The sequence below is a fragment of the Lactobacillus apis genome, from assembly GCF_002837055.1.
Taxonomy (GTDB): Bacteria; Bacillota; Bacilli; order Lactobacillales; family Lactobacillaceae; genus Lactobacillus; species Lactobacillus apis.
In genome coordinates this window covers 330,691-354,083 of record NZ_PDKP01000001.1, presented here as the reverse complement: position 1 = coordinate 354,083, position 23,393 = coordinate 330,691, and the positions used below count along the sequence as shown (strand labels likewise).

Below are 23,393 nucleotides of genomic sequence, written 5' to 3'. Positions count from 1 at the left end.
TTATTAATCTCTTTTTTTATAATCCTCTGGAAAAACGATTGAAGTGCCTGAAACTTGTACTTCAGGTCCCTCTTCATTATTCAGATCAATTGTTTCAGAATTTGAACTATCACCAGCCATTGGCTGTGGATCATCTTCTTCATCAAAGTTTACTTCATAGTTATCATCTTTGTCAACTATTCCCGTATCCTCTTCATCGTCATCTTCATCAACAATTTCTTCTTCATCGGTTAAAGTAATTGGCTCTGCACCGTCTGGTGGATAAAAACGCTCTGTGCCAAAGTACTTATCAAGCGCCTTTTGCCAATCATCGTCATTGAGATTTTCAATTGCCTTTTGAAGCAAATCTTGAATATATGTACGATAACCAGCGACCTCTTTCTTAACTCGCTCGTAATCATCTTTGATCGTATCCAATTGCTGCTTTTGGTAGTCAACATCTACTCTTGCTTGAGCAGTTTCGTTATGCGCTTGCTCTGTTGCCGTATTGATAATCTCTTGTGCACGAACATGTGCATCAGCAAGTTGATGCTTAGCTGCTTCTTCGTTCTGCTCATATTTCGTAACTTTAGCTTGTAAGTCATTAACTTGCGTTTTTAGCCGAGCTACTTCATTTTTCAAATCAATTGTTTCATCAAGTGCATCACCATAGTCATCCACAACACGATCTAAAAAAGAATCAACTTCGCGACGATCATAGCCACTAAGTCCACGTTTTTTAAATTCCTCATTATGAATATCCATTGGCGTTAATTTCGTTGTTTGTGTTTTTTTGTCTGCCAAAGTCTCAGCACCACCTTATATTTGCCTTTTCTCGTTGTTCTAATATCCTCAACTTTGCATCGACCAAAATGCCTTAAGCTGAGAACATCATCTACTTTTACTATTATATTAGAATCTTTGATACCATGCCAATTTAATTTAACCAAATTTGTCGAAATACTATTTTGAATTTGGCTACGGCTTTGGTTACTAATTCCTGATAAAATTGCATCAACTCGAAGTGAAGTCGCAATAATCGAAGTTTCACTACTATCATCTTCTGGGACTATGACATTTCTAAAGTCTATAGGTTCAACTTTAACTTTGACTCGCCCTATTCTAGTAATTTCTTTTTGAAAAAAATCAGTTAGTTCACTTTTCCCAAAAAACTGCCATTGCCCATTTCCATTAGTAATGATATCACCAAATGTTTCAGTCTCAATTCCTGAATTGGCTAAGCTACCCAAAATGGCACTATGAGATAATTTTTCAAACTTATTCGGATAGTTAATTGAAAATGCAGTTACACCATAATCGGATAAATCAAAATTAGTCCAGTCTTCGGTTAGATAAACTCTTTTCTTCTCAGCAGCTTGATAACCACCAAAATCCTGCATAAAAAGATCATTTCCTGCAATTGTGCGTAAAATATCTCTTTGAGCAGGATCCAAGAACTCAGTAAGCAATGATTGCTGCTTAAAAACCACACTATTGAAAAAACCGGTCATTTTATCAATGACCGATTTTTCTTCAACGTCAAAATACGGATAAAACTTACTTGCTTGTCTCTTTTCCATTACGCAAAGATCCTAAACAAAATATTGTATAGCCATCCTATAGCATATTCTTGCACAAAATACAGCAATAACAAGGCTAAAAGAAATGAAAAATCTATGCCAGTAGAATTTGATAACCGTTCAATTGGCCCTTTGCGAAAAATACTCACATATGGATCAATTATGCGATTAATTATTTGTCCAATAGCTGAATCACGTAAAAAAGGTACCCAACTCATAATTGCATCGATAACCATCACAATACTGTATAACCAAATAATCCAATTTAGAATATTTATTATATAACGAATTGCTTCAAACATTAACTCAAGTTATCTTTCTTATCGACTAAATCGCTGATTTTTCCATCAGTGACAAATTTAGGTGGCGTAGCGAGAAAAATCTTGTCGCCTATACGTTGTATTTCACCATTTAATGCATAAACCGTACCGGTAATAAAATCAACAATTCTTCTCGAAGAAGCATCTTCCATTCGACTAAAATTAATAATTACTGCTTTATTATTTAGTAAATTCTGAGCAACATCTTTTGCATCCGAATATACACGAGGTTCATATAAAACAATATTGCTTTTAGCAGAACTGCTTCCTGATTTAATTGACACTATTTTATCATGGTCAATTGAACCACTGGGAATACTGTTTTCAAGTTCGTCTTGAGATTCAAGATATTCTTCGTTATCTAACATCTCATTTTCTTCATCTGAGATACCGAAAAATTTACCTATTTTACTAAAAGCCATTTTCTTTACCTCCTGCTACTTTTCGCCACGATGTCTAAAAAACGGAATATCGTCAGTGTCGTCATCATCAAAGGCGCTAGTTTCAATTTGTGAAATACTACCTTGATCATCAAAGGCACTCTGCTGTTCATCACGTTCAACCTCATTTTCAGTGGAACGTCTACTTGCTTGATCGTCATTATCTAAGCCCCAAACACTGGTTGGATCTACCATAGTTCTATGCTTAGGAGCCTGTTCAGAATCAGTAGTTTGATCAAAAACTTGTTCTCTTTCGACTGACTCAGTCTCATCTAGTTTAGTATCTAAATTAATAGAACTTTTTTCAGTTTCAGCTTTAACTTGATGTCCTTGTCCTGGTAGCTGCTTAGAAGCTTCTTCTTCAACTAGAGAACTAATTCCTGTTGCAATCACAGTAACTACTACTTCATCACCTAAATTAGGATTGATAGACGTACCAAAGATAATATTTACATCATCACCAGCAGCTTTTGAAACAATTTCAGAAGCATCTTGAGCTTCAAACAAAGTTAAGTCTGGTCCACCAGTGATATTTAGTAGGACTTGTCTAGCACCATCTATTGAAACTTCAAGCAAAGGTGACGAAATTGCTAATTTAGTGGCTTCAACTGTTCTATTCTCACCACTAGCGCGACCAATTCCCATCAAAGCAGCACCCTGGTTAGCCATTACAGTTTTAACATCTGCAAAGTCTAAGTTTACGTAATCGGTAGAAGTAATTAAATCAGAAATACCTTGAACACCTTGTTTTAAGACATTGTCAGCCTCTTTAAAAGCATCCATCATTGGGGTCTTCTTATCAACCATCTCTAGCAAGCGGTTGTTAGCAATAATAACTAATGTATCAACATATTGCTTTAATTGTGAAATACCTTCTGTAGCGTTTTTGGAGCGTTTGGGACCTTCAAATGTAAATGGTCTAGTAACGACACCAACTGTTAAAGCACCTGTTTCACGAGCAATTTTAGCAACAACAGGAGCTGCACCAGTACCCGTACCACCACCCATTCCAGCAGTGATAAAAATCATGTCAGCACCTTTAAGTGCATCTTCGATTGTTTGTTCACTTTCTTCAGCAGCCTTTTGACCGACTTCAGGATGAGAACCTGCTCCTAACCCTCTCGTTAGTTTTGGCCCAAGCTGAATTTTAGTTTCTGCTTTATTACTATTCAAGGCTTGAACATCCGTGTTAGCAGCTACAAAAGATACTCCTTGTACGCCATCATCGATCATCCTATTAACAGCATTACCACCGGCACCACCGACACCTATCACTTTGATGACAGCATTTTTATTGTCATCTGAATCGAATGTGAAATCCATCTAATTAACCACCTTTAATCAAAGAACTTTTTAAAGAAATTCTTTATACCCTTATCTTTATTTTTTTTATTATTAATTGAATTACTTTGCGCTCTTCTCTCTCGCTTCAGCAACTCAGGTTTATTATATTCTTCTTTTCCCTTGGTTTCATTACTAATAACGGGTCTTTTTGAATTTTTATTACTTTTTTCAGTTGAGTCGTTACTTTCACCTAAGGTATTCTTGCCATAAATTGCACTTATTGCTAAAAAGTCTATATCTGACATCTTATATGCATAGTTAACAATGCCATATGCGGCTGAATATACAGGATTTCGCATTCCAATTTGATCAGGCTGGTAGACACGCGTTTTGACATTTAACTTTTTTGCAATAATGTCATCAATACCTTGAAGAAGGCTACTACCACCAGTAATGATAATTCCCCCAGGGAGCTTCAAGGCATCATGTTTAATTAGTCCTTTTTCAATACGCTCAACTATTTGCATTATACGCGCATTGATAATTTGACTAAGATAAACTTCGTCCACCATCTGCTGACCATTTGATCCCGCACTATTGATAGCAAACTTATTCTTCTTTGAAGCTAGTAAGTAGTCCGCGTAGCCATAATCAAGCTTAATTTGTTCAGCATCCTTTTTTGAAGTACTTAAAACAGAAGAGATATCATTTGTGATGTCGCTTCCACCTTCAAAGTCTATATTAGCATATTTTATCTGACCATTGTGGATTACCGTTGCAGTGGTTACGCCTCCACCTAAATCCAAAATGACAGAGCCAAAGGTTCGTTCGCTTTCATTCAAAGCTACACTTGCAATCGCGAGTGGTGTCGGAATAAAGAAGTTATTTTGGTAACCTGCCCTTTCAATCGCTTTCTTAATATTGTGCAATGGGCTTGCAGGAGCAGTCAATACAATCCCTTGAACAGCTAATGAATGGGCAATCATCTTTCGAGGATCATCTACCTCTGTTTTTCCATCAATTAAAAAACGACTCGTCAAAAAAGCAATAGGTTCTCTCTCACTTTTTATAGCGGATTTAATTGCAGCTCTCACGACACGTCTAACATCACTATTACCAACTTCTTGACCATTATCGCTAACATTGATTAAATCGCTTGCTGCTTCCAATTGTAACATTCCAACAGGAATGCCAGTTACTACACGATATATATTTGCATTTGTTTTTTTACTAATTTCTTTTAAAGCGTATCCAATCGCATTCGCGGTTTCATCAATATCAACGATATTTCCATGTCGCATGCCTTTATTAGGAACTGCAACTGCTCCTATTACTTTCCCCGCATCAGCAACGACTGCCTTAACGCTAGTGGTTCCTATATCTAATCCCACTAATAGATTTGTATTGTCCAAAAATTAACCCCCCGTCACTGCTCTTTCTAAAAATTTTAACATAAATTGTTTATAAATACAGCTTATATTAACCCATAAGCCCGCTTTTCACTTGGTGTTAAGGGACGACTATATGCACCAACTTCTAGGTCAATCAAACTGTTTTTATTTACTTTATTCTTAATTTCGTCGTAATACTTTAATTTACTTTTGATTGTTGTAATATTTCCAATAATCACATTCCCATCCTTCATTACGAAGATTACCTGTGATTTTCTACGTGTATTCCCACTTAAAAGCTTAATTTGCTCTTTAAACTCATCAGGTAAGCTATTGAATAAATGCAAATTCTTATTTAATGAAACTTCACGATTATAACCAATAAAAACAGGTTTGTCTTGATCTATTTTACTCCAAGAAAGTAGCTGCGTACCTAGTTTACCATTTGAAAGAATTTTACAATAGCCATTTTCTTTTTTTATATAACCTATTGGTTGAAATTCATTTATTTTTAAACTTAATTGATTAAAATGATTCACTTCTACACTAACATTTTTTATTTCAGTGTACTCGCTAGTTAATTTACTGTTTACATTATTCCAATTTAGCAAATAGTCAATTACATGGTCACTTGCTTTGATTTTAGCAACTTTTACAACATTTTTAGCCGGTAAATCATCCGCTCCCTCAACCCTAACACTGCGAACATTTGCTAAGGGTGAAATGTAGTAGCCAAGGCAAATTAAGCAAATTATTGAGATAGTTATGATTAAACCAAGCCGTCTAACCAACGCAGACTTACGCTCACTATGCAAATTAGAAAGTGAAGCAGAAATTTTGTTTTGGCTTTTTCTTTTTTTCTGATTTGATTGATGGTCTAAGTAGTGCGATAATTTTTCTTCTGGATCAATCTTAGTTATGCGTTTCTTAGTCAACTACCTCACCTGCTTTTATTTTTTGGCTATTTCTTCCATCACTTTAATAACCTGATCTGATGCATCTGGTACACCTAACTTTTTAGACGCTGCACTCATTTCATCAGCATATTTCTGATCTAGTAAAATGTGATCAATTGAAGAAATAAAATTGTTAGGATTTAAATCATCTTCAGCAATAACTGTTGCTGCCCCAGCCTTTTCAAGATCAAGAGCGTTTTTCATTTGATGATTATGGGTAACATTGGGACTAGGAATCAAAATTGCTGGTACGCCTAAGGCAGTAAATTCTGCAATACTCGTTGCACCTGATCTTGAAATAACGCAAGTCATCTTGGGTAAAAGAGCTGGCATGTCCTCAACATAAGCCAGTACTTTGATGCTTGTACCATAGTTAAAGTCGGCTAACTTCTTTTGAATTTCATCATAGTAGTATGTTCCTGTCACCCAGATCACTTGATACGGTTTTTTCATTAACTTGGTCAGTGATTTTAGCATAATCCGATTCAGTGCTAAGGCACCTCTAGAGCCACCGAAAACCAGTACTGTCGGTGTATCAGGGTTAAGTGCCAATTTGCTTTGCAAGTCAACTTTTGTCGAAGCAAGGCCTAACACCTGCTGTGAACGAGGATTACCAGTTTTTATCAGTTTTTTCTTTTCGGTAAATTGTGCAGCTGCATCATCAAAGGTATAACAAATTTTATCAACATAATGACCCAAAAACTTATTTGCGACACCAACAACTGAATTAGATTCATGAATCATCGTAGGAATATTCATTTTAGCAGCAGCGTAGACCATTGCTCCGCTTACATAGCCACCCGTACCTACAACAACATCTGGCTTAAAATCAGAAATTATTGTTCTGGCCTTTTTGGTTGCCTTAATAAATAGATTAACCGTTGTAAAGTTACTTAGTAAGTGCTTTCTAGTAAACCCCTGCAATTCAAGTGTTTTAAAGTTTACTCCAGCAGCAGGAACGATTTTTGCTTCGAGCCCTTTTTGCGTTCCGACAAACAGAATTTCGTCATCAGTTGCTAGATCACGCTCTTTAAGTCGTTCTATCAATGCCATTATCGGATAAATGTGGCCACCCGTGCCACCACCTGTAAAAATAATTCTCATTTTATTTAGTTTTCAGTTCCTTAACAAAATTTATAAAATAGTCGCCACGTTCTTCAAAAGTACGGAATTGATCCCACGAGGCACAAGCTGGTGAAAATAGTAAAACATCGCCTGATTGGGTTAACTCATAGGCTTTGGGCACCGCCTCTTGTAAGCTGTTTTCAATCACAATATCAGTGATACCAGCCTTACGAGCAGCGTCTGCTAACAAGAATCTTGTTTCACCATAAAGAACAACTGCTCTTACGTGCTTTTTTAGCAATGGTACTAAGTCATCAAATGTAAATCCACGATCTAAGCCTCCTGCAATCAAAACTTCTGGTTCTTGAAAGGATGGGATAGCAACTGATGCAGCCTCTATATTAGTGGATTTAGAATCATTATAAATCTTTCGACCATCAAGTGTCATGACATACTGTAAGCGATGTTTAGCACCGGTAAAAGTTGCCAAGACTGCTTGAATATCATCATTTTCCGCGCCCATGATTTTAGCGATTGCAATTGCCACTAAGGCATTTTGTTGGTTATGGATTCCTGGTAGCTTCATTTGCTTAGTTGCCATAATCTTTTCGTTTTGATCCTGTAAATATCCGTCAGCAATAAAGTAATTTGCTGTTTGATCTTTTTCTGAAAAAGTTTGTATTTTGGCCTTGGTAATTGCCTTTTCCTTTTCTAAGATGTCTTTTTGATCAAAATTAGCTAAAAAATAGTTATCTGCTGATTGTGTCTTTGTAACATTTAACTTAGCAGCCACGTAATTGGCAAAGGTTTTATGATAATCAAGGTGAACATTATCATAAATATCAATAATTGCTGCTACGCGTGGATTTATATCAGTCACGCCCATCAATTGGAAGCTTGACATTTCAACAACCAAAACATCATCCTTCGTAGCCTCAGTAACAATTTCTGCAATTGGTCGCCCAATATTGCCTACCGCATATGCATGATGTCCAGTTTTTACTAAATGATGCTCCAAAATTTGTTGAGTCAACATTACCGTTGTTGTTTTACCATTAGAACCGGTAACACAGACATATGGAGCTTCACTGACATTTAACGCAACTTCCGGCTCGGTAATAATTGGTAAGTCTAGTTTGATTGCTTCCTTTACCATTGGGTTATCATATGGAATACCTGGATTTTTAACCAAATAATCAAAGTGCTCTTTTGAAAGCAAATCAACTGGATGTTGACCGCCAATAACCCTTACACCAAGCTTTTTTAATTCTTGTGCATGAGGATTTTGATCGAGATTAGCCTTATCGTTTAAAGTTAATTTTGCACCAAGCTTAAGCAACAACTCACTTACAGCAAAGCCGCTTTTTCCTAATCCTAAGACTAAAATATTTTTATTCTTATATGTCTCAATCTGCCTCATTTTGTTTTATCCCCAAATAACTAAATATAAAATACTGCCAATTAAACCAGTTAGCCAGAAAATGATATCAACTTTCCATTCAGAATAGCCTAACATTTCAAAATGATGATGAATAGGTGTCATTTTGAAAATTCTCTTACCCGTTGTTTGGAAAGAAATTACTTGTAAGATTACACTAGCCGTTTCGCAGACAAACACGATTCCAACTAGTAACAACGACCATGGTCTATTTAAAAAGATACTTACGGCAGCTAAACCACCACCTAGGGCGAGTGAACCAGCGTCACCCATAAAAATCTTAGCTGGTTTGTGGTTGAAAATGAAGAAAGAAATAAGTCCACCAATTACACTCATACAAAAAATTAGTACAGCAAAGTTCTTTTGCTTTAATGCTAAATATGCGTACGTGCCGTATGCAATGATTGATAAACCAGTAGCTAAACCGTCTAGCCCGTCAGACAGGTTAACTGCGTTTGAAAAGCCAACCAACCAGAAAATAACAAAGATTGTAAACAAAATTGCGCTTGTCACAATGCCGATAAATGGAATATAAAGACCAAATTTGAAGTTATCAGTTGCTGCAATTAGAACAATTAAAGCTGCAATTAGGATTTGCAATGTGAACTTTTGCCAAGCCTTTAAGCCCAAATTTCGTTTATAAAACAGTTTAATTCCATCATCTAGAAAGCCAATAATGCCATAACCTAATAAACTAATTACCAAAATCCAAATTAATTTATTCAAGTGGTTTTGCCAAGCAGCTACCCATATTGTTGAAATAACAGCGGAAAGCACAAAGATGACACCACCCATTGTCGGCGTCCCCGATTTTTTCTCATGCCATTTAGGGCCTTCATCACGAATTTCTTGTCCTTCATGGTGGCTTCTCATGAAAATAATCATCCATGGAAGAAAAATTCCTGTTAATGCTAACGAACTAACTAATGCAATAATGCTAATGATAAGCATAAAAATGCTACTCCTTTAATTTGATTTTTATTTTAGTACCTGACTTAATAGTGACACCAGGTTTCACGCTTTGCTGACTAGCTCTACCAGTGCCTTGAATATCCAACTTCACGTCAGTAAGATTTTCAAATTGACGCAACTCTTCAATTGTCCAACCATTCATTTTTGGACATTTTATTTTACCGGAAGTCAAAACAAAAATTTTGTTACCTGCTTCTAGTTTTTGTCCTTTGGCAATTGACTGCCCGCTTATTTTATCACCACTGCCTACCTTAGCAAGCTTCAAACCTACTTGACGTGCCTTCTTCTCAGCTTCTAAATATGACATTCCTTTAAAATCAGGTGTTTTAATGATTGTTGTGTCATTTACTTCGTTTTTTGACATTAAAATGACGCGTTTCATCATCGGCTTAAAAATTGAAGCTAAGATAACTTCCGCAGGCTTGCTCATCCGTCGAGGCTGTTTCACAGTAATATAAATGCAATAGCGTGGGTGTTTGGCTGGGGTGACGCCAACAACAGAAAATGTATAATTATTATCGCCCTTAAGGTAGCCTCCACCCTTAGTATTTGCAATTTGAGCAGTTCCAGTCTTGACCGCAATACTTTCGCCCTTAATGCGGTAAACAGATCCTGTTCCAATTTTCTTATTTAATACACGTTGCATATTTTCAAGAACAACTTGTGCAGTTTCTTTTGAATAAATTGGTTCACCAACATTTTTGATTTGATAATTGGTAATTATCCTACCTTCTGAATCTGTCACTTTTTCGACAAATTGTGGCTTTACCATTTGACCTTCATTAGCCAAACTACTAAAGGCTTGCATCATCTGCATAACATTAACATTTACGCCTTGACCAAAACTTGTAACTGCTTGATCAATTGGTGATTTAAAAGCAATCAGCCCTGGTTGTTCTCCTGGCAAAGTTACACCAGTGTTTTGGCCAATGTGAAATTCATTCAAATATTTACGCCAAGTTTTGGCACCCATTTGTTGTTCAAGATGAACAAAACCAGTATTACTTGAGCGAGGAAAAGCTTGAGAAAATGGGATGCTTCCCCATCCATGAGTTTCCCAGTCATGAATTACTGAACCGCTAACTGTTACCGAACCAGAATTGTAGTATTGATTTGGGTGATAATTTCCACTATTAACGGCCGCAGACAAAGTTAGTACTTTAAATACAGAGCCTGGTTCATACGTATCTTGTACCAAAATGTTCCGGTATGATTTTTCCATTCCCTTTTTTGTTTGCGGGTTAAAAGTCGGTCTCTGCGAAGCAGCCAGGACTTTACCAGTTTTCATATCTTCTACAACGGCAGTAATTGAAACTGGATTAAAATTACTTTGAACGTAAGACAGGCGATTTTCAAGGTATTCTTGCAATTGTGAATCAATGGTTAAATAGACATCATTACCATCTTTGGGCGCCTGATAGTTCTGAACACTATTAGGCGTTTGAAAGTTTGAAGCATCGACTGACGAAATTTGGTAGCCGTCTTTACCTGATAAAACATCATTATACCAAGCTTCAAGTCCCATTGTTCCAATCAAATCTTGGGTCTTAGTTTTTTTGTTATACTCTGGCGTGGCTAAACCAACAATATGTGATGCAAAATTACCATTAGGATAAAGTCTTGATTGAGTTTCAAAAAACTTAATTCCTGGTAACTTCATCTTTTCAACTCGTTCTTTTTCTTTACGCGTTAACCCAATACCAGCAGTTCCAAATTGAACTTGAAAAGCCGGGTGACTTGGATTTAAATACTGCAAAATCTTGTCAGCAGAAAGCGGTAGGACCTTCGCCAATTTTTCAGCAGTTTCTGCTTTATTTACAACGTATTCGGGCTTATTTTTATAATTGATCGAGGATTTATCCAAAATTGCATAAATTGTATACAGATGAGAGTCCTGAGCAACCGCAAGACCATTACGATCATAAATTGTCCCACGAGTTGCTTTTAAAACCTGGTTTCTCATGTATAACTGCTCAGTTTTTTTGGTCAAGTCTTGACCGCTAACTGTTTTAGATATTCCTATATATAAAAATCTGCCCATAAATACAAGAAAAACCAAAGCTACAGCTACCTGAAGGAATCTTCCTACAGTAAAACGGTATTTGTGAGCTTTGGATTTCTGTAAATTTAAATTACTAATGTGCTTTTTCATTAGTGAATAGTCCTAATATTTTTTTCAATCAAAGTTAGCCCCTTATCTTTGGCAATCTTGTTAAGTCTTGCACTTGAGGTTAACTCACCTAATTCCTGATGTAAATCACTTACTTGACTTTGCTTTTTAGCAACTTCACGTTGCACACTAGTAAGTTCATGTTGAGCTGAAGTAGCAGAAATGCTTGAAGATACTAACATTGTCATCAAGCCAATTGTGATTAAAGTGCCCACGGCAAGTAAAGTCCGCTCTAGCCCATTCCAAGCAACATGCCGATGGTCAAGAACTTGTCTTTTTCTCTTTTGGGGTTCTTCTTGATTATTAGGATTAAATTCTATTTTTCTTGCTAAACTATCAGCCATTGCTATTTCCTCTTCACAATTTTTCCGCAACTCGCAACTTTGCACTGTGTGAGCGGTTATTGTTTTCCAACTCTTCTTTTGAAGCAACAATTGGTTTCCGATTGACCAGGCGAAGTGTTGGCTTCATGCTATCTGGTATCATTGGCATTCCTCTTGGTACCTCAACTTCAGAATATTTTTTAAAAATATTCTTTACGATTTTGTCTTCATCAGACTGGAAGGTAATTACACTAATTCTGCTACCGGGCTTTAAGAGCTCAATAGCCTCCTCAAGTGACTCCTGCAAAACATCAAGCTCATGGTTAACAGCCACGCGTAATGCTTGAAATGTCTTTTTAGCAGGATGTCCCCCTGTTCGACGTGCAAACGCAGGAATTGCTTCCTTAATAACCTCTACCAATTCAAAAGTTGTTTCTATTGGTCTGTTTTGTCTTCTTTCAACGATTTTGCGAGCAATTTGGCGAGAATATTTTTCATCGCCAAACTTGTACAAAATATCTGCTAGTTCTTTTTGGCTGTAGTTATTTACTAACTGATATGCATCAAAACTCTGACTCTGATCCATACGCATATCTAATCTAGCATCAAAGCGATAAGAAAAACCACGTCCTGCTTGATCAAATTGCGGGGATGAAACACCTAAATCATAGTATATACCGTCAATGCCATTTTGATAACCTAGCTCAACCAGATTCTTCTTTAAATGACTAAAATTGTCATGTACTAACTCTAGTCTAGGGTCACTATTAGGATTCAATAAACTAGCAAAGTTTAACTGTGCTGATTTTATTGCATACTCGTCTTGATCAAAGCCTATGAGAGTTCCATTCTTAAGCTTACTTAGTAAGTATTTTGCATGTCCGCCACCGCCAAAAGTTGCGTCTACGTATAGACCACCGTTTTGGGGATTTAAATTTTCAATTGTTTCATGTAAGAGTACACTGGTGTGTTTGAATTCCATAGTCATTTTTATAGTTCAATATCATCCAAATCTTCTGCGATGTCATCATAGTTTTCGTTAGCGTCTTCACTAAATTCTTCCCAGCGTTCCTTTGACCAAATTTCAATTCTGTCAGAAACACCAACGATGACACATTCTTTAACCAAGGAAGCGTGTTCCTTTAAAGTTGTGGTCAGATTGACACGTCCTTGCTTATCAAATTCGCATTCCATTGCACCAGAGTAAAACAATCGCGTAAAACTACGCGCATTTCTCTTAGTTAATGGAAGTTTTGCTAACTTAGCTTCAATTTTTTGCCACTCATCAAGTGTGTAGCCAAAAATACAGCCTTCCATTCCGCGAGTGAATACCATCTTATCACCAATTTGAGTACGCAAACGAGCGGGAATAATTAAACGCCCTTTGCTGTCAAGATTGTGATGAAATTCACCCATGAACATGGTCTAGCCCCCTTCCAAATAATAATTTACCACATTCCACCACTTTCTACCACTTTTTATTACATTTTTTTGATTTTTTATTTTTTCATATTTAAAAACAAAAAAAAGATTGAAATCTTTCGCAAGATTTCAACCTTTTAAGCTTATTTAGTTAGTGGGGAACTATTCCCACTTAAATCATCATAAATAGTAACCCAACATACCAGAAAATGGTATTCATTGTTAAAAAGTCCCAAATTTCTCTTATTGTTCTTCCCAATGAAATATTTTTATTTTTTACTGCCTCACTAACTGCAATAATTATTACTAAAATAAAAAACATGAAAAAACCATATGGCAAAAACTCTGGTCTCTTTTCTTGAACAACAATCAAATGACAAGCTGCAATTAAAAAAAATGGCAAAATATCATAACCTCTAAATTTTGCTTTCGGGAAAAACCAATTTAGCAAGGCAGCTATTAATATTCCAATAACGGGTAACATAAAAATTAAAAGCATATTTATTCTTCCTCTATTTACTTTGTTTCCATTTTATCCTATTAGCCGTTTGAAAAAAATATTTAAGTAGAATAAAATATTGTTCAAACAGGAGGTCAACAAATGACGCGAAGACGTAAAAAGAAAAAATCAGGTTTTGAAAAGCTAACTATATTTATGGCATGGATAATGGCTATTATTACTTTAGCTGCCGTTGTCGTTCAGGCATTAAGTCAAATCGGCTTTTTTGAATAAAAAACGTGAGAAAATAATCTCACGTTTTTTATTTACGGAGAATTAAGAGCGATAATTCTCTTGTTTTACCATAAACGGAAACTCTATAGCTAACCAGTTCCAAATCCAATACGTTAGTATAATGAAAGCAGCTGACCACAAGAAAGTCGGTAACAGCCCTTTTAGCAACATTCCTAGTGACACTTTAGCAATACCAGTTAAGTTAAAGAATAGCCAGTTATAGGCGTTTAAGAACACCGTTCCAATTAATGTAAAGACAGCTCTAGCCCAGAATAACTCTGGTAAAAAACGAGCCACTTTTTGTAAAAACCAACAAACACAAGGTAAACTAACTGTATATATACCAATGATGCCAAAGAAAAAAACATCACTTACAATGCCAGTACCAAATGCTAGCCATAATTCCTTTTGATTAGTATCATCAATTAATGCAACTAGCATCATCCCAATTGGTAATAATAAATTGGCACCACTGCTAAAACCATACAGTGGATGTAAATATAACGAAAGGCTACCATTTAAAGCTAATGTGATAAACAAAGCGAATGCCAGTGTATATTTTTTCAACGAACTCATTAGTCTACCGCCCTCTTAATTACGGTTACTGTTGTTGGGTCATTCAATTCACCAGCAGGATTTACTTTTATTAAATCTGATAAACCAAAAGAATCATGTGTTGTAGCAGCAACTGTTCCAACTAATAAGCCCTTAGGAGAATTCCCTCCCATTCCGCTAGTATATATTCTAGTACCTTGTTTTAACTTTTTACTATCAACTGCCTGTGTAAACGCAAGTGTTTTATCTCCAATAACAGTGATAATTCCATGAACCTTTTTACCATTAGTTGCTTGGGCTTCTACCGCAAAACGGTTAGCAGACTTATCAGTAGTTGTGATTAATTCAACCTTAGCAGAAGCGGCATCTGCTTCTACAATACGGCCAATAATTCCTCCACCAGACATTACAGCCATATTTTTACGTATGCCAGAAGTTGTCCCTTTATTGATAACCAAAATATCTGTCCAGCTATCAGGAGAACGAGAAATTACTGATGCATTAACTTGGTCGAAATCAGTAAGAGTTTTCTTAAGTTTTAAAGCTGACTTCAACTGTTTATTTTCAGCTTCAAGGCTAGAGTTGCGCGCTTTAGTTTGTTCTAATTCAGATACACGACTTTTTAAGTAATTATTCTCATTTTGTGTATTTAGCAGCTCATTAACATTGTTGAAGCCACCAGAAATTATACCGATTGGAAAATCAACAACTCTGGCACCAACTGCAACAATATCATTGCCTAAACTTTGAATTACAAGTGGAGTATTTCTTTTGTTACGTAAACTAACAGAGCCACCAATCACTGTAAAAAGAGCAATAACAACAATGCAAACTGATAATAATTTTTTATTTTGTAGAAATTTCTTCATCTGGAATGATCCCTAAAGAAAAGCCGGCAAAAATAGCCGGCTTTTAAAATTTTATCTGCGACTTCTACGCATTATTTCAATGTTTTTGAGAGATTCACCTGTTCCAACTGCAACACAGTCCAATGGATCTTGAGCAATGAATACAGGAACTTTTGTAGCCTCGGAAATAACATCAGGTAAATTCTTAAGTAAGGCGCCACCACCGGTTAACACAATACCGTGGTCGATAACATCAGCGGCAATTTCTGGTGACGTTTGTTCGAGCGTTTCTTTAATAGCAACAATAATGTCTTGAACAACGTCTTGAATGGCAAGTGACACATCTTCTGCTTTGATATCAACAGATTTTGGCAAACCGGTAACTAAGTCTCTACCACGAATATTTACTGACTCAATTTCCTTTGCCTTTTCAACCGATGCAGATCCAATTTGAATCTTAATATCTTCAGCAGTACGTTCACCAATTAGCAAATTAAAGTTGGAATGAACATAATTTACAATAGCGGCATTGAACTTATCGCCTGCTTGACGAATTGAAGTTGAAGATACAATTCCACCGAGTGAAATGGTTGCAACATCTGTTGTTCCACCACCAATATCAACTACCATTGAACCAGTAGGATCCATTACTGGTAACCCAGCACCAATTGCAGCAGCAAATGGTTCTTCAATCACATAAGCTTCACGTGCACCAGCTACTCGAGCAGCATCAATTACTGCTCGTTTTTCTACTTCAGTTACACCAGATGGAACACAAATCATTACTGAAGGCTTAGAATTACCAACGGTCTTCTCAATAAAATACTTTAGCATTGAAGCAGTTGTATCATAATCGGCAATAACACCATCTTTCATCGGTCTAATTGCAACGATGCTTGATGGGGTTCTACCAATCATTTCTCTGGCTTCTGAACCAACAGCGATTACTTTATTAGTATGAGTATTTTTAGCAACAACAGAAGGTTCTCTTAAAACTATCCCTTTTCCTTCCATATAGACAAGTGTATTTGCTGTACCCAAGTCGATACCAATATTTTTTGCTCCTAATCCAAACACGAAAATCTCTCCTTATTACTGCAGTCTCTAAATCTTGAATCATTATAGCATAAACTCAGACTTAAAAAAGAAGCGCAGTATAAACTTTAAGATGAACTTAAAACAATTGATGCTCACGCATGCTTAAATAATGCCCTTTTCCAACGATAAAATGATCCAAAAAGTCGATGTGTAGCATGTCACTTGCGTTGTGCAACAACTTGGTCAATTCTAAATCACTTTTTGAGGGCACTAATTTACCGCTTGGATGATTATGAACAACAAAGACACCCGCACACGCATATATCAATGCCCAACGAAAAATTTCACGCGGATGAGCCACAGATTTATCTAATGTACCCCTGAACAAACATTTTTCAGCAATTATATGGTTGCTATTATCTATATAAATAGCCCACAATTCTTCTTGCTTACGATTCGCCAGCTTGTCCGTTAAATACATCCCCACTTCATTACTAGAAGTCAGCACTGCATCACGATCATAGACAGCCATCCGTAAACGCTCAAGCACCATTTCGCCCATCACTGCAACTTTATCATCACATTTGAAATCAGACAAATATTCAAGTAAATCGTCAAAGCTAACAATATTCAACTGATTTAGTCTCTTAATTAACTGATCATAATCAGTTATTCCAACTTTCTTCAGCTGGTCAAACAGCTTAGTCAAAATCACAATATCAGTGTCTATCAAATAGTGTCTGGACTTAATAAATTTCATTAAATCATTCCTTTCACTATTTAATACGCAAAAAGACGTTAAACTTTTTTCAAGAAAGCGAAAAAGTCGTTGCAAACTTCTGCAGCAATCTCTTTATCACTATCGCCTGCTGGAATTAAATCAGGCACCATGACGCACTTGATTTCAGCAGCAACAGCAGATTGCAAACCGGCTGATGAATCTTCAAATGCCAAAATATTATTTTGCGGTATTCCTAATTTTTTAGCAGCTAGCAGATAAATATCAGGTGCTGGTTTAGGCTTTACGTGATTTTTCTTTACATCATCATAATTCAAGTGAAATTGGAAATAATTCCTAATTCCCGTCATCCATAAATTATGCTCTACCACATCCTCGGTATTACTTGTAACAACTGCCATTGGTATCTGCTTTTTCTGAAATAAATCGAGTGCTTGTTGGACACCAGGACGTAATTTCAACTTCCCTTCATTCGTCCACTGCCATACCAATTCATCGGTCCGCTTAATAAAGCGATCACGTTGCTCATCACCAGAAAAGTACTTTTGGTAAAAATCCTGCATATCATTATTGGTTGAGCCAACAAGTTTAAGATATGTGTCATCTGGAATGCCCAAATTTGCTTCTTTAGCAGCTTGAATGTTAGCCTTCCAATACAAATTTTCAGAATTAACCAGCAATCCATCCATATCGAAAAGGATACCGTTAATTTCTGCATCAATACCATTAATTTTCATTTTTGGCATTCTCCTCTAAATGTAAAACTTCACCCACCAAATAAAACGATCCTGTTACTAATAGTATATCATCTGATTGACTTTCTAGTTTTAATTGCTTATAGGTTGATTGCCAATTTTCTTGGTATGGATACTTCTGCACAACCCAATCTGGAAAGTCTTTTTTCTTAGCGGCACGAGGATAATCAATCGTTGTCAATTCTACTTGATCTGTTGGCTGGAATAATGAGAAAACCTCGTCTAAATCTTTATCATGCATCATCATCATTAAAATGCGAACCGTGCCATGACGAAGATGTGCTTGCTCATGAATAAAATTAAGTAAGTTCTGCATTGCTTGAATATTGTGGGCTCCATCTAATATGATTAATGGCTCAGATTGCAATACTTGATAACGGCCAGGAATAATTGTCTGATTAATCGCATCTTCAATTTCATCAGACGCTAAAGGAAGATGTAAAAGCGAAAATGCTTGAATCGCAACAGCAATGTCAAAGCCCTCAACTTCTGGTCTAAGATTGAAAGATAACTTTTTCTTGTTATCCCTATAACGTATTTTTTGGTCACCCGAAACGAAAAAGTCCTTACCCAATTTTCTTATTGGAGAACTTTTTTCGCGAGCTCTCTCCTCAATAATTGGCATTACTTCCTTAGGTAGATTACCTAGAACAACTGGGCGCTTGGTTTTGATAACTCCACTTTTTTCACGAGCAATATCAAGTAGTGTGGGACCAATTATATCTTCGTGATCAAGTCCAACAGTTGTAATGATGCTAACTTCCGGGGTAATAACATTGGTTTTATCATGTTCACCACCTATTCCAACTTCAATCACGGCATAGTCACATTTAACTTGTTCAAAGTAAACAAAGGCAGCGACAACTTCATATTCAAACGTCACTAAAGCAAAATTAGGATCTTCGATTCTAATTTGGTCGAGTGCGTTTTCAACTAGATTGGCAATTCTAACCAATTCAGAATCACTAATATTTTGGCCGTTTAACTGTATTCGCTCATTAAACTCAAAAATGTACGGTGAAACAAAAAGGCCAGTCTTTTGACCGGCCTTTTGCAACAAATTACTCAAATAATAAGAAGTAGATCCTTTACCATTTGTGCCCGTAACATGAATTGTTTTTACCTGATCTTGCGGATCACCTAATAGTTTTAAGACACGCTTAATATAGGTCAGGTCAGCTTTTTCATGTAGTTTAGGAAGTGAATATAAGTGCTTAATCACATCTTGAGCGTTGGTAAAAAACAATTTTATTCACCCTTCTTTAATTCTTCAATTCGTTGACGTACACTTTCGAGTTGACTTTCATAGTCAGCTTTCTTAGCTTTTTCTTTAGCGATTACTTCTTCTGGCGCATGAGCAACGAAGCCTTGATTGCCTAATTTCTTAGTTGAACGATCAACTTCAGCTTGAAGATTCTCTTCTTCTTTTTCCATCCGCTTAATTTCGTCATCAACATTCACTAAATCAGCTAATGGTATAAAGACTTGTGCACCTGAAATAACAGCAGTTTTAGCAAGTTTCGGTGCAGCAATTTGGGTCGAAATAGTCAATTCCTTTGGATGCAAGAAGTTCTTAACGTAATCTTCATTATCAGTTAAAATTCTTTCATTCTTAGCGTCTTCTAGTTGAATCATAATGTCGATTGAAGATGATAATGGCGCATTTACTTCGGTACGAATATTTCTAACTGCCTTGATAATTTCAATCAAGAAAGCCATATCATGACGCGCTTGCTCATTTTCAAATTCAGCATGTGCTTCAGGATATTTAGCCACCATAATTGACTCACCATCGTGTGGCATTGAGAGCCAAAGCTTTTCAGTTACAAATGGCATAATTGGGTGTAATAAACGCAAGATTTGGTCAAGAATCCAAATTAAATTATCTTGTTTTCTTGCTTTTAATTCTTCATCATTACCATTCAAAGCTACTTTGGCCATTTCGATGTACCAGTCACAGAAGTCGTTCCAAATGAAGTTGTATAATTCACGACCAGCTTCACCAAATTGATAGTCATCAAATAACCGAATAACTTCACTGACCGTATGATTTAGGCGATCAAAAATCCAACCATCTGCTAAATCGAATTTAGCTGTATCTGGCATATGAGCAGGTTGTGCATCTTCTGGTAAATTCATAATTACGAATCTAGCAGCATTCCAAATCTTGTTGATAAAGTTCCAAGCAGATGCAAGTTGCTTTGGATTGTAACGCGTATCTTGACCAGGAGCTGTACCGTTAAGTAAGAACCAACGTAAAGCATCGGCACCGTATTCATCAATTACATCCATTGGGTCAACACCGTTACCCAATGACTTACTCATCTTGCGCCCTTGTTCATCCCTAATCAAGCCATGTAGAACTACATCATTGAAAGGTCGCTCGTTAGTAAAGTGCAGGCTTTGGAAAATCATACGGGAAACCCAGAAAAAGATAATGTCATATCCTGTTACTAAAGCATTTGTTGGGAAATAACGTTTAAAATCTTCTGAATTTTCATCTGGCCAGCCCATCGTTGAAAATGGCCATAATGCACTTGAGAACCAGGTATCTAATACGTCAGGATCTTGGTCCCAGTTTTCAATGTCCTTTGGTTCTTCTTCACCAACGTACATTTCACCAGTCTTCTTGTTATACCAAGCTGGAATTCTGTGGCCCCACCATAACTGGCGTGAAATAACCCAATCATGAACATCTTCCATCCAATGCTCGAGTGTTTGTTCAAATCTTTTAGGTACAAAGTTAACCTTATCATCAGTTTTTTGATTTTCTAAAACCTTTTCAGCCAATGGCTTCATCTTAACAAACCATTGCGTTGATAGACGAGGTTCTACTTGAACACCAGAACGCTCAGAGTGTCCAACCGAGTGAACGATTGGCTTAACTTTAATTAGGCAACCTTGCTTCTTTAAATCCTCGACTACTGCTTTACGGCATTCGAAACGATCCATGCCTTCATATTTACCAGCATTCTCATTCATTGTACCGTCATCGTTCATTACGTTGATTCGTTCTAAATTATGACGATTACCTACAGCAAAGTCGTTAGGATCATGAGCTGGTGTAATTTTTACCAAACCAGTTCCAAATTCAGGGTCAACGTGTTGATCCTCAATAATAGGAATGTGACGTCCTACTAATGGCAAAACTAATTCTTTACCAACGATGTCTTTGTAGCGTTCATCACCGTGAGCAACTGCAACAGCAGTATCACCAAACATTGTTTCAGGACGAGTAGTTGCAATTTCAACAAAACCAGAGCCGTCAGCAAATGGATATTTAATATGATAGAACGCACCTTGATCATCCTGGTGGATAACTTCGATATCACTTAAAGCCGTCTGTAATTCTGGGTCCCAGTTAATGATATATTCGCCACGGTAAATTAAGCCTTCATTATATAATTGAACAAAAACGCGACGAACAGCTTTTGACAAACCTTCATCAAGCGTAAAACGCTCACGGGAATAATCAAGTGACAAGCCTAACTTAGCCCATTGGCTTTTAATTATTCCAGCATATTCATCTTTCCAGTCCCAAACTTGCTTAACAAAGGCTTCACGTCCCATTTCATGGCGATCTTTGCCTTGTTTACGCAACTTAGCTTCAACCTTAGCTTGCGTAGCAATGCCAGCATGATCCATCCCTGGCAAATACAAAGTGTCATAACCTTGCATTCTCTTATAACGAATCAAAGTATCTTGAATTGCAGTATCCCAGGCGTGGCCCAAATGCAGTTTTCCAGTTACATTTGGAGGTGGGATAACAATTGAATACGGATGTGCCTTTTTGTCACCCGATGGCTTAAACAAATCTTGATCTAGCCATTTTTGATATCTGCCCTCTTCAACCTCACGGGGGTCATATTTAGGTGCTAAATCTTTCATATTTTTCCTCCCAATAAAAAAGTCCTAAACAATTTAAAAATTGTTTAGGACGATCTAATTAACCGCGGTACCACCTAAGTTAGGTAAGACTAGGTCCTACCTCTCTTAAAACATGATAACGGCAAATCACCGGACTAGCTTACTACCAGTTCAGCTAATCAGTTTTCAATCAAGCTACCAACTAATCTTCCTTCGGTCTTTCACCAACAATGGACCTTTCTCTATTTATAAGATTAGTACCTCTTGATTATTACTTTGTTGCCATTATAGCATGTTTTTTACAGTAATGCAGTATCTTCCTCAGCTTTATTAGCCAGGAATTTCTCATCTGGGTAGATTGGTGTAACTTCAATACCATCAAGCGCACGTTCTATCAAACCATCGACATCCAGTCTAGCTTCATATTCACGTGCTTTATCCATTTTCGGTTTTGTCTTTGGACGTGGTGGTGCAAAAATAGTACAGCAATCTTCAAACGGTTGAATTGACAAATCAAAAGTGCCAATTTTTTCAGCTAAACTGATAATTTCTGTCTTATCCATTGTTGCAACAGGACGAAGGACAGGTGTAGTCGTCACATCATTAATTGCAGCCATTGATTCCAATGTTTGTGAAGCAACCTGACCAACAGATTCTCCGTTAAAAATCGCTAAATCTTTACGCTTCTCACGAATCAAATCAGCAAGTCTTAACATAAAACGACGTTGAACTGTCATCAAGTAACCTTCAGGAATTTTTTCCTTAATAGTTTCTTGAATCTCAGCAAATGGAACAGCGATAAAATTAATTCGACCCGCGTAATTTGCCAAAATTCCAGTCAACTCTTTTGCCTTATTCAAAGCCTTCTCAGTAGTGTATGGTGGACTATAAAAATGAACCATTTCAATGTCAACACCACGTTTTAATGCTAAGTAGGAAGCAACTGGAGAGTCAATTCCACCGGAAAGCATCATCACTGCTCTTCCACCCGTTCCAACCGGCATTCCACCAGCACCATGGAGCAACTCATCAGAAATGTAAACTGCATCTTGACGAACTTCAATTCTCAAAACAATATCGGGATGCTTCATTTCAACTTTTAAGTTGGACATGTGATCAAACAAATAGTCACCAACCATTAAATTCAATTCGTTGGTATCATAAGTGAAATGGTGATCGCTACGCTTGGTATTAACCTTAAAAGTCATCCCTTCGTGATAGGTTTCCTTCATTAAGGCTAAGGCCGTTTCCTCAATATCCTTTAAAGTCTTCTCAGTCTTAATCGTTGGGGAATAGGTTTGGATACCAAAAACCTTTTTTAAGTGTTGATCAACTTGTTTAAATGGTGCACCATTTAAAACAATATGCATGCGATCATGCTTGGGATGAATTTCGACTTGCGGAAAGTCACGCAGAACTTTAGTTACATTTCCTGCTAAGCGACCAATGAAGTCCTTCCTATTCTTTCCCTTGGTTGAAAGCTCGCCGTAGCGAATCATAATTTCCGTATATTCCATT

Annotated in this window: 24 protein-coding genes; 1 reads left to right on the top strand and 23 read right to left on the bottom strand. The window is 36.8% G+C overall.

The genetic code is table 11. The features are described 5' to 3' along the window. Positions 1 to 3: 3 nt before the first annotated feature. The 15 genes from CRG87_RS01730 to CRG87_RS01660 all read right to left on the bottom strand — a co-directional run bounded on the left by CRG87_RS01730 (position 4) and on the right by CRG87_RS01660 (position 13,839). Entirely contained in the window at positions 4 to 783 is a 780-nt protein-coding gene (locus CRG87_RS01730) for a DivIVA domain-containing protein (RefSeq protein ID WP_074425451.1), read from the bottom strand. After that, positions 750 to 1,559: a YlmH family RNA-binding protein gene (locus CRG87_RS01725; protein ID WP_074425452.1), complete on the bottom strand. Its 810-nt coding sequence runs from the start codon at positions 1,557 to 1,559 to the stop codon at positions 750 to 752. The genes CRG87_RS01730 and CRG87_RS01725 overlap by 34 nt, the downstream gene beginning before the upstream one ends. Then, entirely contained in the window at positions 1,559 to 1,861 is a 303-nt protein-coding gene (locus tag CRG87_RS01720) for a YggT family protein (protein WP_046306725.1), read from the bottom strand. The genes CRG87_RS01725 and CRG87_RS01720 overlap by 1 nt, the downstream gene beginning before the upstream one ends. Continuing rightward, complete coding sequence (locus tag CRG87_RS01715; RefSeq protein ID WP_228150048.1) at positions 1,861 to 2,247, bottom strand: cell division protein SepF; 387 nt, start codon at positions 2,245 to 2,247, stop codon at positions 1,861 to 1,863. The genes CRG87_RS01720 and CRG87_RS01715 overlap by 1 nt, the downstream gene beginning before the upstream one ends. A 69-nt stretch (positions 2,248 to 2,316) precedes the next feature. Next, positions 2,317 to 3,642, bottom strand: coding sequence for a cell division protein FtsZ (gene ftsZ, locus CRG87_RS01710; RefSeq protein WP_074425454.1), 1,326 nt, complete (start codon positions 3,640 to 3,642; stop codon positions 2,317 to 2,319). A gap of 14 nt (positions 3,643 to 3,656) precedes the next feature. Then, positions 3,657 to 5,015: a cell division protein FtsA gene (ftsA, locus tag CRG87_RS01705; protein ID WP_074425455.1), complete on the bottom strand. Its 1,359-nt coding sequence runs from the start codon at positions 5,013 to 5,015 to the stop codon at positions 3,657 to 3,659. 62 nt (positions 5,016 to 5,077) lie between these two features. Then, entirely contained in the window at positions 5,078 to 5,929 is an 852-nt protein-coding gene (locus CRG87_RS01700; protein ID WP_074425456.1) for a cell division protein FtsQ/DivIB, read from the bottom strand. Between the two features lie 15 nt (positions 5,930 to 5,944). Then, positions 5,945 to 7,054, bottom strand: a complete 1,110-nt coding sequence (gene murG, locus CRG87_RS01695) for an undecaprenyldiphospho-muramoylpentapeptide beta-N-acetylglucosaminyltransferase (protein ID WP_074425457.1) — start codon at positions 7,052 to 7,054, stop codon at positions 5,945 to 5,947. 1 nt (position 7,055) lies between these two features. Continuing rightward, entirely contained in the window at positions 7,056 to 8,435 is a 1,380-nt protein-coding gene (murD, locus tag CRG87_RS01690; RefSeq protein WP_074425458.1) for a UDP-N-acetylmuramoyl-L-alanine--D-glutamate ligase, read from the bottom strand. Between the two features lie 6 nt (positions 8,436 to 8,441). Further along, the gene (gene mraY, locus CRG87_RS01685; RefSeq protein WP_232354531.1) at positions 8,442 to 9,404 is read right to left on the bottom strand and encodes a phospho-N-acetylmuramoyl-pentapeptide-transferase; all 963 of its coding nucleotides are present in this window, start codon (positions 9,402 to 9,404) and stop codon (positions 8,442 to 8,444) included. A gap of 7 nt (positions 9,405 to 9,411) precedes the next feature. Then, entirely contained in the window at positions 9,412 to 11,577 is a 2,166-nt protein-coding gene (locus CRG87_RS01680) for a penicillin-binding protein (protein ID WP_074425460.1), read from the bottom strand. After that, the gene (gene ftsL, locus CRG87_RS01675) at positions 11,577 to 11,939 is read right to left on the bottom strand and encodes a cell division protein FtsL (protein WP_074425461.1); all 363 of its coding nucleotides are present in this window, start codon (positions 11,937 to 11,939) and stop codon (positions 11,577 to 11,579) included. The genes CRG87_RS01680 and ftsL overlap by 1 nt, the downstream gene beginning before the upstream one ends. Before the next feature lie 13 nt (positions 11,940 to 11,952). After that, the gene (rsmH, locus tag CRG87_RS01670) at positions 11,953 to 12,900 is read right to left on the bottom strand and encodes a 16S rRNA (cytosine(1402)-N(4))-methyltransferase RsmH (RefSeq protein ID WP_074425724.1); all 948 of its coding nucleotides are present in this window, start codon (positions 12,898 to 12,900) and stop codon (positions 11,953 to 11,955) included. Between the two features lie 8 nt (positions 12,901 to 12,908). Beyond that, a complete protein-coding gene (gene mraZ / locus CRG87_RS01665; protein WP_074425462.1) occupies positions 12,909 to 13,340 on the bottom strand; it encodes a division/cell wall cluster transcriptional repressor MraZ in 432 nt (143 codons plus the stop codon). 172 nt (positions 13,341 to 13,512) lie between these two features. Then, entirely contained in the window at positions 13,513 to 13,839 is a 327-nt protein-coding gene (locus CRG87_RS01660; protein ID WP_074425463.1) for a DUF3397 domain-containing protein, read from the bottom strand. A gap of 102 nt (positions 13,840 to 13,941) precedes the next feature. Between CRG87_RS01660 and CRG87_RS01655 the strand changes: the two genes are divergently transcribed. After that, complete coding sequence (locus tag CRG87_RS01655; protein WP_074425464.1) at positions 13,942 to 14,073, top strand: DUF4044 domain-containing protein; 132 nt, start codon at positions 13,942 to 13,944, stop codon at positions 14,071 to 14,073. 42 nt (positions 14,074 to 14,115) lie between these two features. On the opposite strand, the gene mreD is transcribed toward CRG87_RS01655, so the two are convergent. From mreD to thiI, 8 genes are all read right to left on the bottom strand, one after another. Beyond that, positions 14,116 to 14,649, bottom strand: coding sequence for a rod shape-determining protein MreD (gene mreD / locus CRG87_RS01650; RefSeq protein ID WP_074425465.1), 534 nt, complete (start codon positions 14,647 to 14,649; stop codon positions 14,116 to 14,118). Then, positions 14,649 to 15,497 (bottom strand): rod shape-determining protein MreC, encoded by an 849-nt coding sequence (gene mreC / locus CRG87_RS01645; protein ID WP_074425466.1) that lies wholly within the window; start codon positions 15,495 to 15,497, stop codon positions 14,649 to 14,651. The genes mreD and mreC overlap by 1 nt, the downstream gene beginning before the upstream one ends. A gap of 51 nt (positions 15,498 to 15,548) precedes the next feature. Then, on the bottom strand, positions 15,549 to 16,553 hold the full coding sequence (locus CRG87_RS01640) for a rod shape-determining protein (RefSeq protein WP_074425467.1): 1,005 nt from the start codon (positions 16,551 to 16,553) through the stop codon (positions 15,549 to 15,551). 97 nt (positions 16,554 to 16,650) lie between these two features. Next, positions 16,651 to 17,274 carry a JAB domain-containing protein gene (locus CRG87_RS01635; protein WP_074425468.1) on the bottom strand — a complete coding sequence of 208 codons (624 nt, stop codon included), beginning with the start codon at positions 17,272 to 17,274 and terminating at the stop codon, positions 16,651 to 16,653. A gap of 38 nt (positions 17,275 to 17,312) precedes the next feature. Continuing rightward, positions 17,313 to 17,990, bottom strand: a complete 678-nt coding sequence (locus tag CRG87_RS01630) for an HAD family hydrolase (protein ID WP_074425469.1) — start codon at positions 17,988 to 17,990, stop codon at positions 17,313 to 17,315. Then, complete coding sequence (locus tag CRG87_RS01625; RefSeq protein WP_074425470.1) at positions 17,980 to 19,254, bottom strand: bifunctional folylpolyglutamate synthase/dihydrofolate synthase; 1,275 nt, start codon at positions 19,252 to 19,254, stop codon at positions 17,980 to 17,982. The genes CRG87_RS01630 and CRG87_RS01625 overlap by 11 nt, the downstream gene beginning before the upstream one ends. Positions 19,255 to 19,256: 2 nt before the next feature. Then, on the bottom strand, positions 19,257 to 21,896 hold the full coding sequence (locus CRG87_RS01620; RefSeq protein ID WP_074425471.1) for a valine--tRNA ligase: 2,640 nt from the start codon (positions 21,894 to 21,896) through the stop codon (positions 19,257 to 19,259). 278 nt (positions 21,897 to 22,174) lie between these two features. Then, entirely contained in the window at positions 22,175 to 23,392 is a 1,218-nt protein-coding gene (thiI, locus tag CRG87_RS01615; protein WP_046306689.1) for a tRNA uracil 4-sulfurtransferase ThiI, read from the bottom strand. Position 23,393 lies beyond the last annotated feature (1 nt).

Excerpts from the sequence above, each read along its gene's own strand:
- CRG87_RS01630 (WP_074425469.1), bottom strand. The coding sequence starts at position 17,990 with ATGAAAATTAATGGTATTGATGCAGAAATTAACGGTATCCTTTTCGAT.
- CRG87_RS01660 (WP_074425463.1), bottom strand. The coding sequence starts at position 13,839 with ATGCTTTTAATTTTTATGTTACCCGTTATTGGAATATTAATAGCTGCC.
- murG (WP_074425457.1), bottom strand. The coding sequence starts at position 7,054 with ATGAGAATTATTTTTACAGGTGGTGGCACGGGTGGCCACATTTATCCG.
- CRG87_RS01620 (WP_074425471.1), bottom strand. The coding sequence starts at position 21,896 with ATGAAAGATTTAGCACCTAAATATGACCCCCGTGAGGTTGAAGAGGGC.
- ftsZ (WP_074425454.1), bottom strand. The coding sequence starts at position 3,642 with ATGGATTTCACATTCGATTCAGATGACAATAAAAATGCTGTCATCAAA.
- thiI (WP_046306689.1), bottom strand. The coding sequence starts at position 23,392 with ATGGAATATACGGAAATTATGATTCGCTACGGCGAGCTTTCAACCAAG.
- CRG87_RS01715 (WP_228150048.1), bottom strand. The coding sequence starts at position 2,247 with ATGTTAGATAACGAAGAATATCTTGAATCTCAAGACGAACTTGAAAAC.
- CRG87_RS01680 (WP_074425460.1), bottom strand. The coding sequence starts at position 11,577 with ATGAAAAAGCACATTAGTAATTTAAATTTACAGAAATCCAAAGCTCAC.
- mraY (WP_232354531.1), bottom strand. The coding sequence starts at position 9,404 with ATGCTTATCATTAGCATTATTGCATTAGTTAGTTCGTTAGCATTAACA.
- CRG87_RS01635 (WP_074425468.1), bottom strand. The coding sequence starts at position 17,274 with ATGAAATTTATTAAGTCCAGACACTATTTGATAGACACTGATATTGTG.
- ftsL (WP_074425461.1), bottom strand. The coding sequence starts at position 11,939 with ATGGCTGATAGTTTAGCAAGAAAAATAGAATTTAATCCTAATAATCAA.
- mreC (WP_074425466.1), bottom strand. The coding sequence starts at position 15,497 with ATGAAGAAATTTCTACAAAATAAAAAATTATTATCAGTTTGCATTGTT.
- mreD (WP_074425465.1), bottom strand. The coding sequence starts at position 14,649 with ATGAGTTCGTTGAAAAAATATACACTGGCATTCGCTTTGTTTATCACA.
- CRG87_RS01655 (WP_074425464.1), top strand. The coding sequence starts at position 13,942 with ATGACGCGAAGACGTAAAAAGAAAAAATCAGGTTTTGAAAAGCTAACT.
- CRG87_RS01720 (WP_046306725.1), bottom strand. The coding sequence starts at position 1,861 with ATGTTTGAAGCAATTCGTTATATAATAAATATTCTAAATTGGATTATT.
- mraZ (WP_074425462.1), bottom strand. The coding sequence starts at position 13,340 with ATGTTCATGGGTGAATTTCATCACAATCTTGACAGCAAAGGGCGTTTA.
- murD (WP_074425458.1), bottom strand. The coding sequence starts at position 8,435 with ATGAGGCAGATTGAGACATATAAGAATAAAAATATTTTAGTCTTAGGA.
- rsmH (WP_074425724.1), bottom strand. The coding sequence starts at position 12,900 with ATGGAATTCAAACACACCAGTGTACTCTTACATGAAACAATTGAAAAT.
- CRG87_RS01725 (WP_074425452.1), bottom strand. The coding sequence starts at position 1,559 with ATGGAAAAGAGACAAGCAAGTAAGTTTTATCCGTATTTTGACGTTGAA.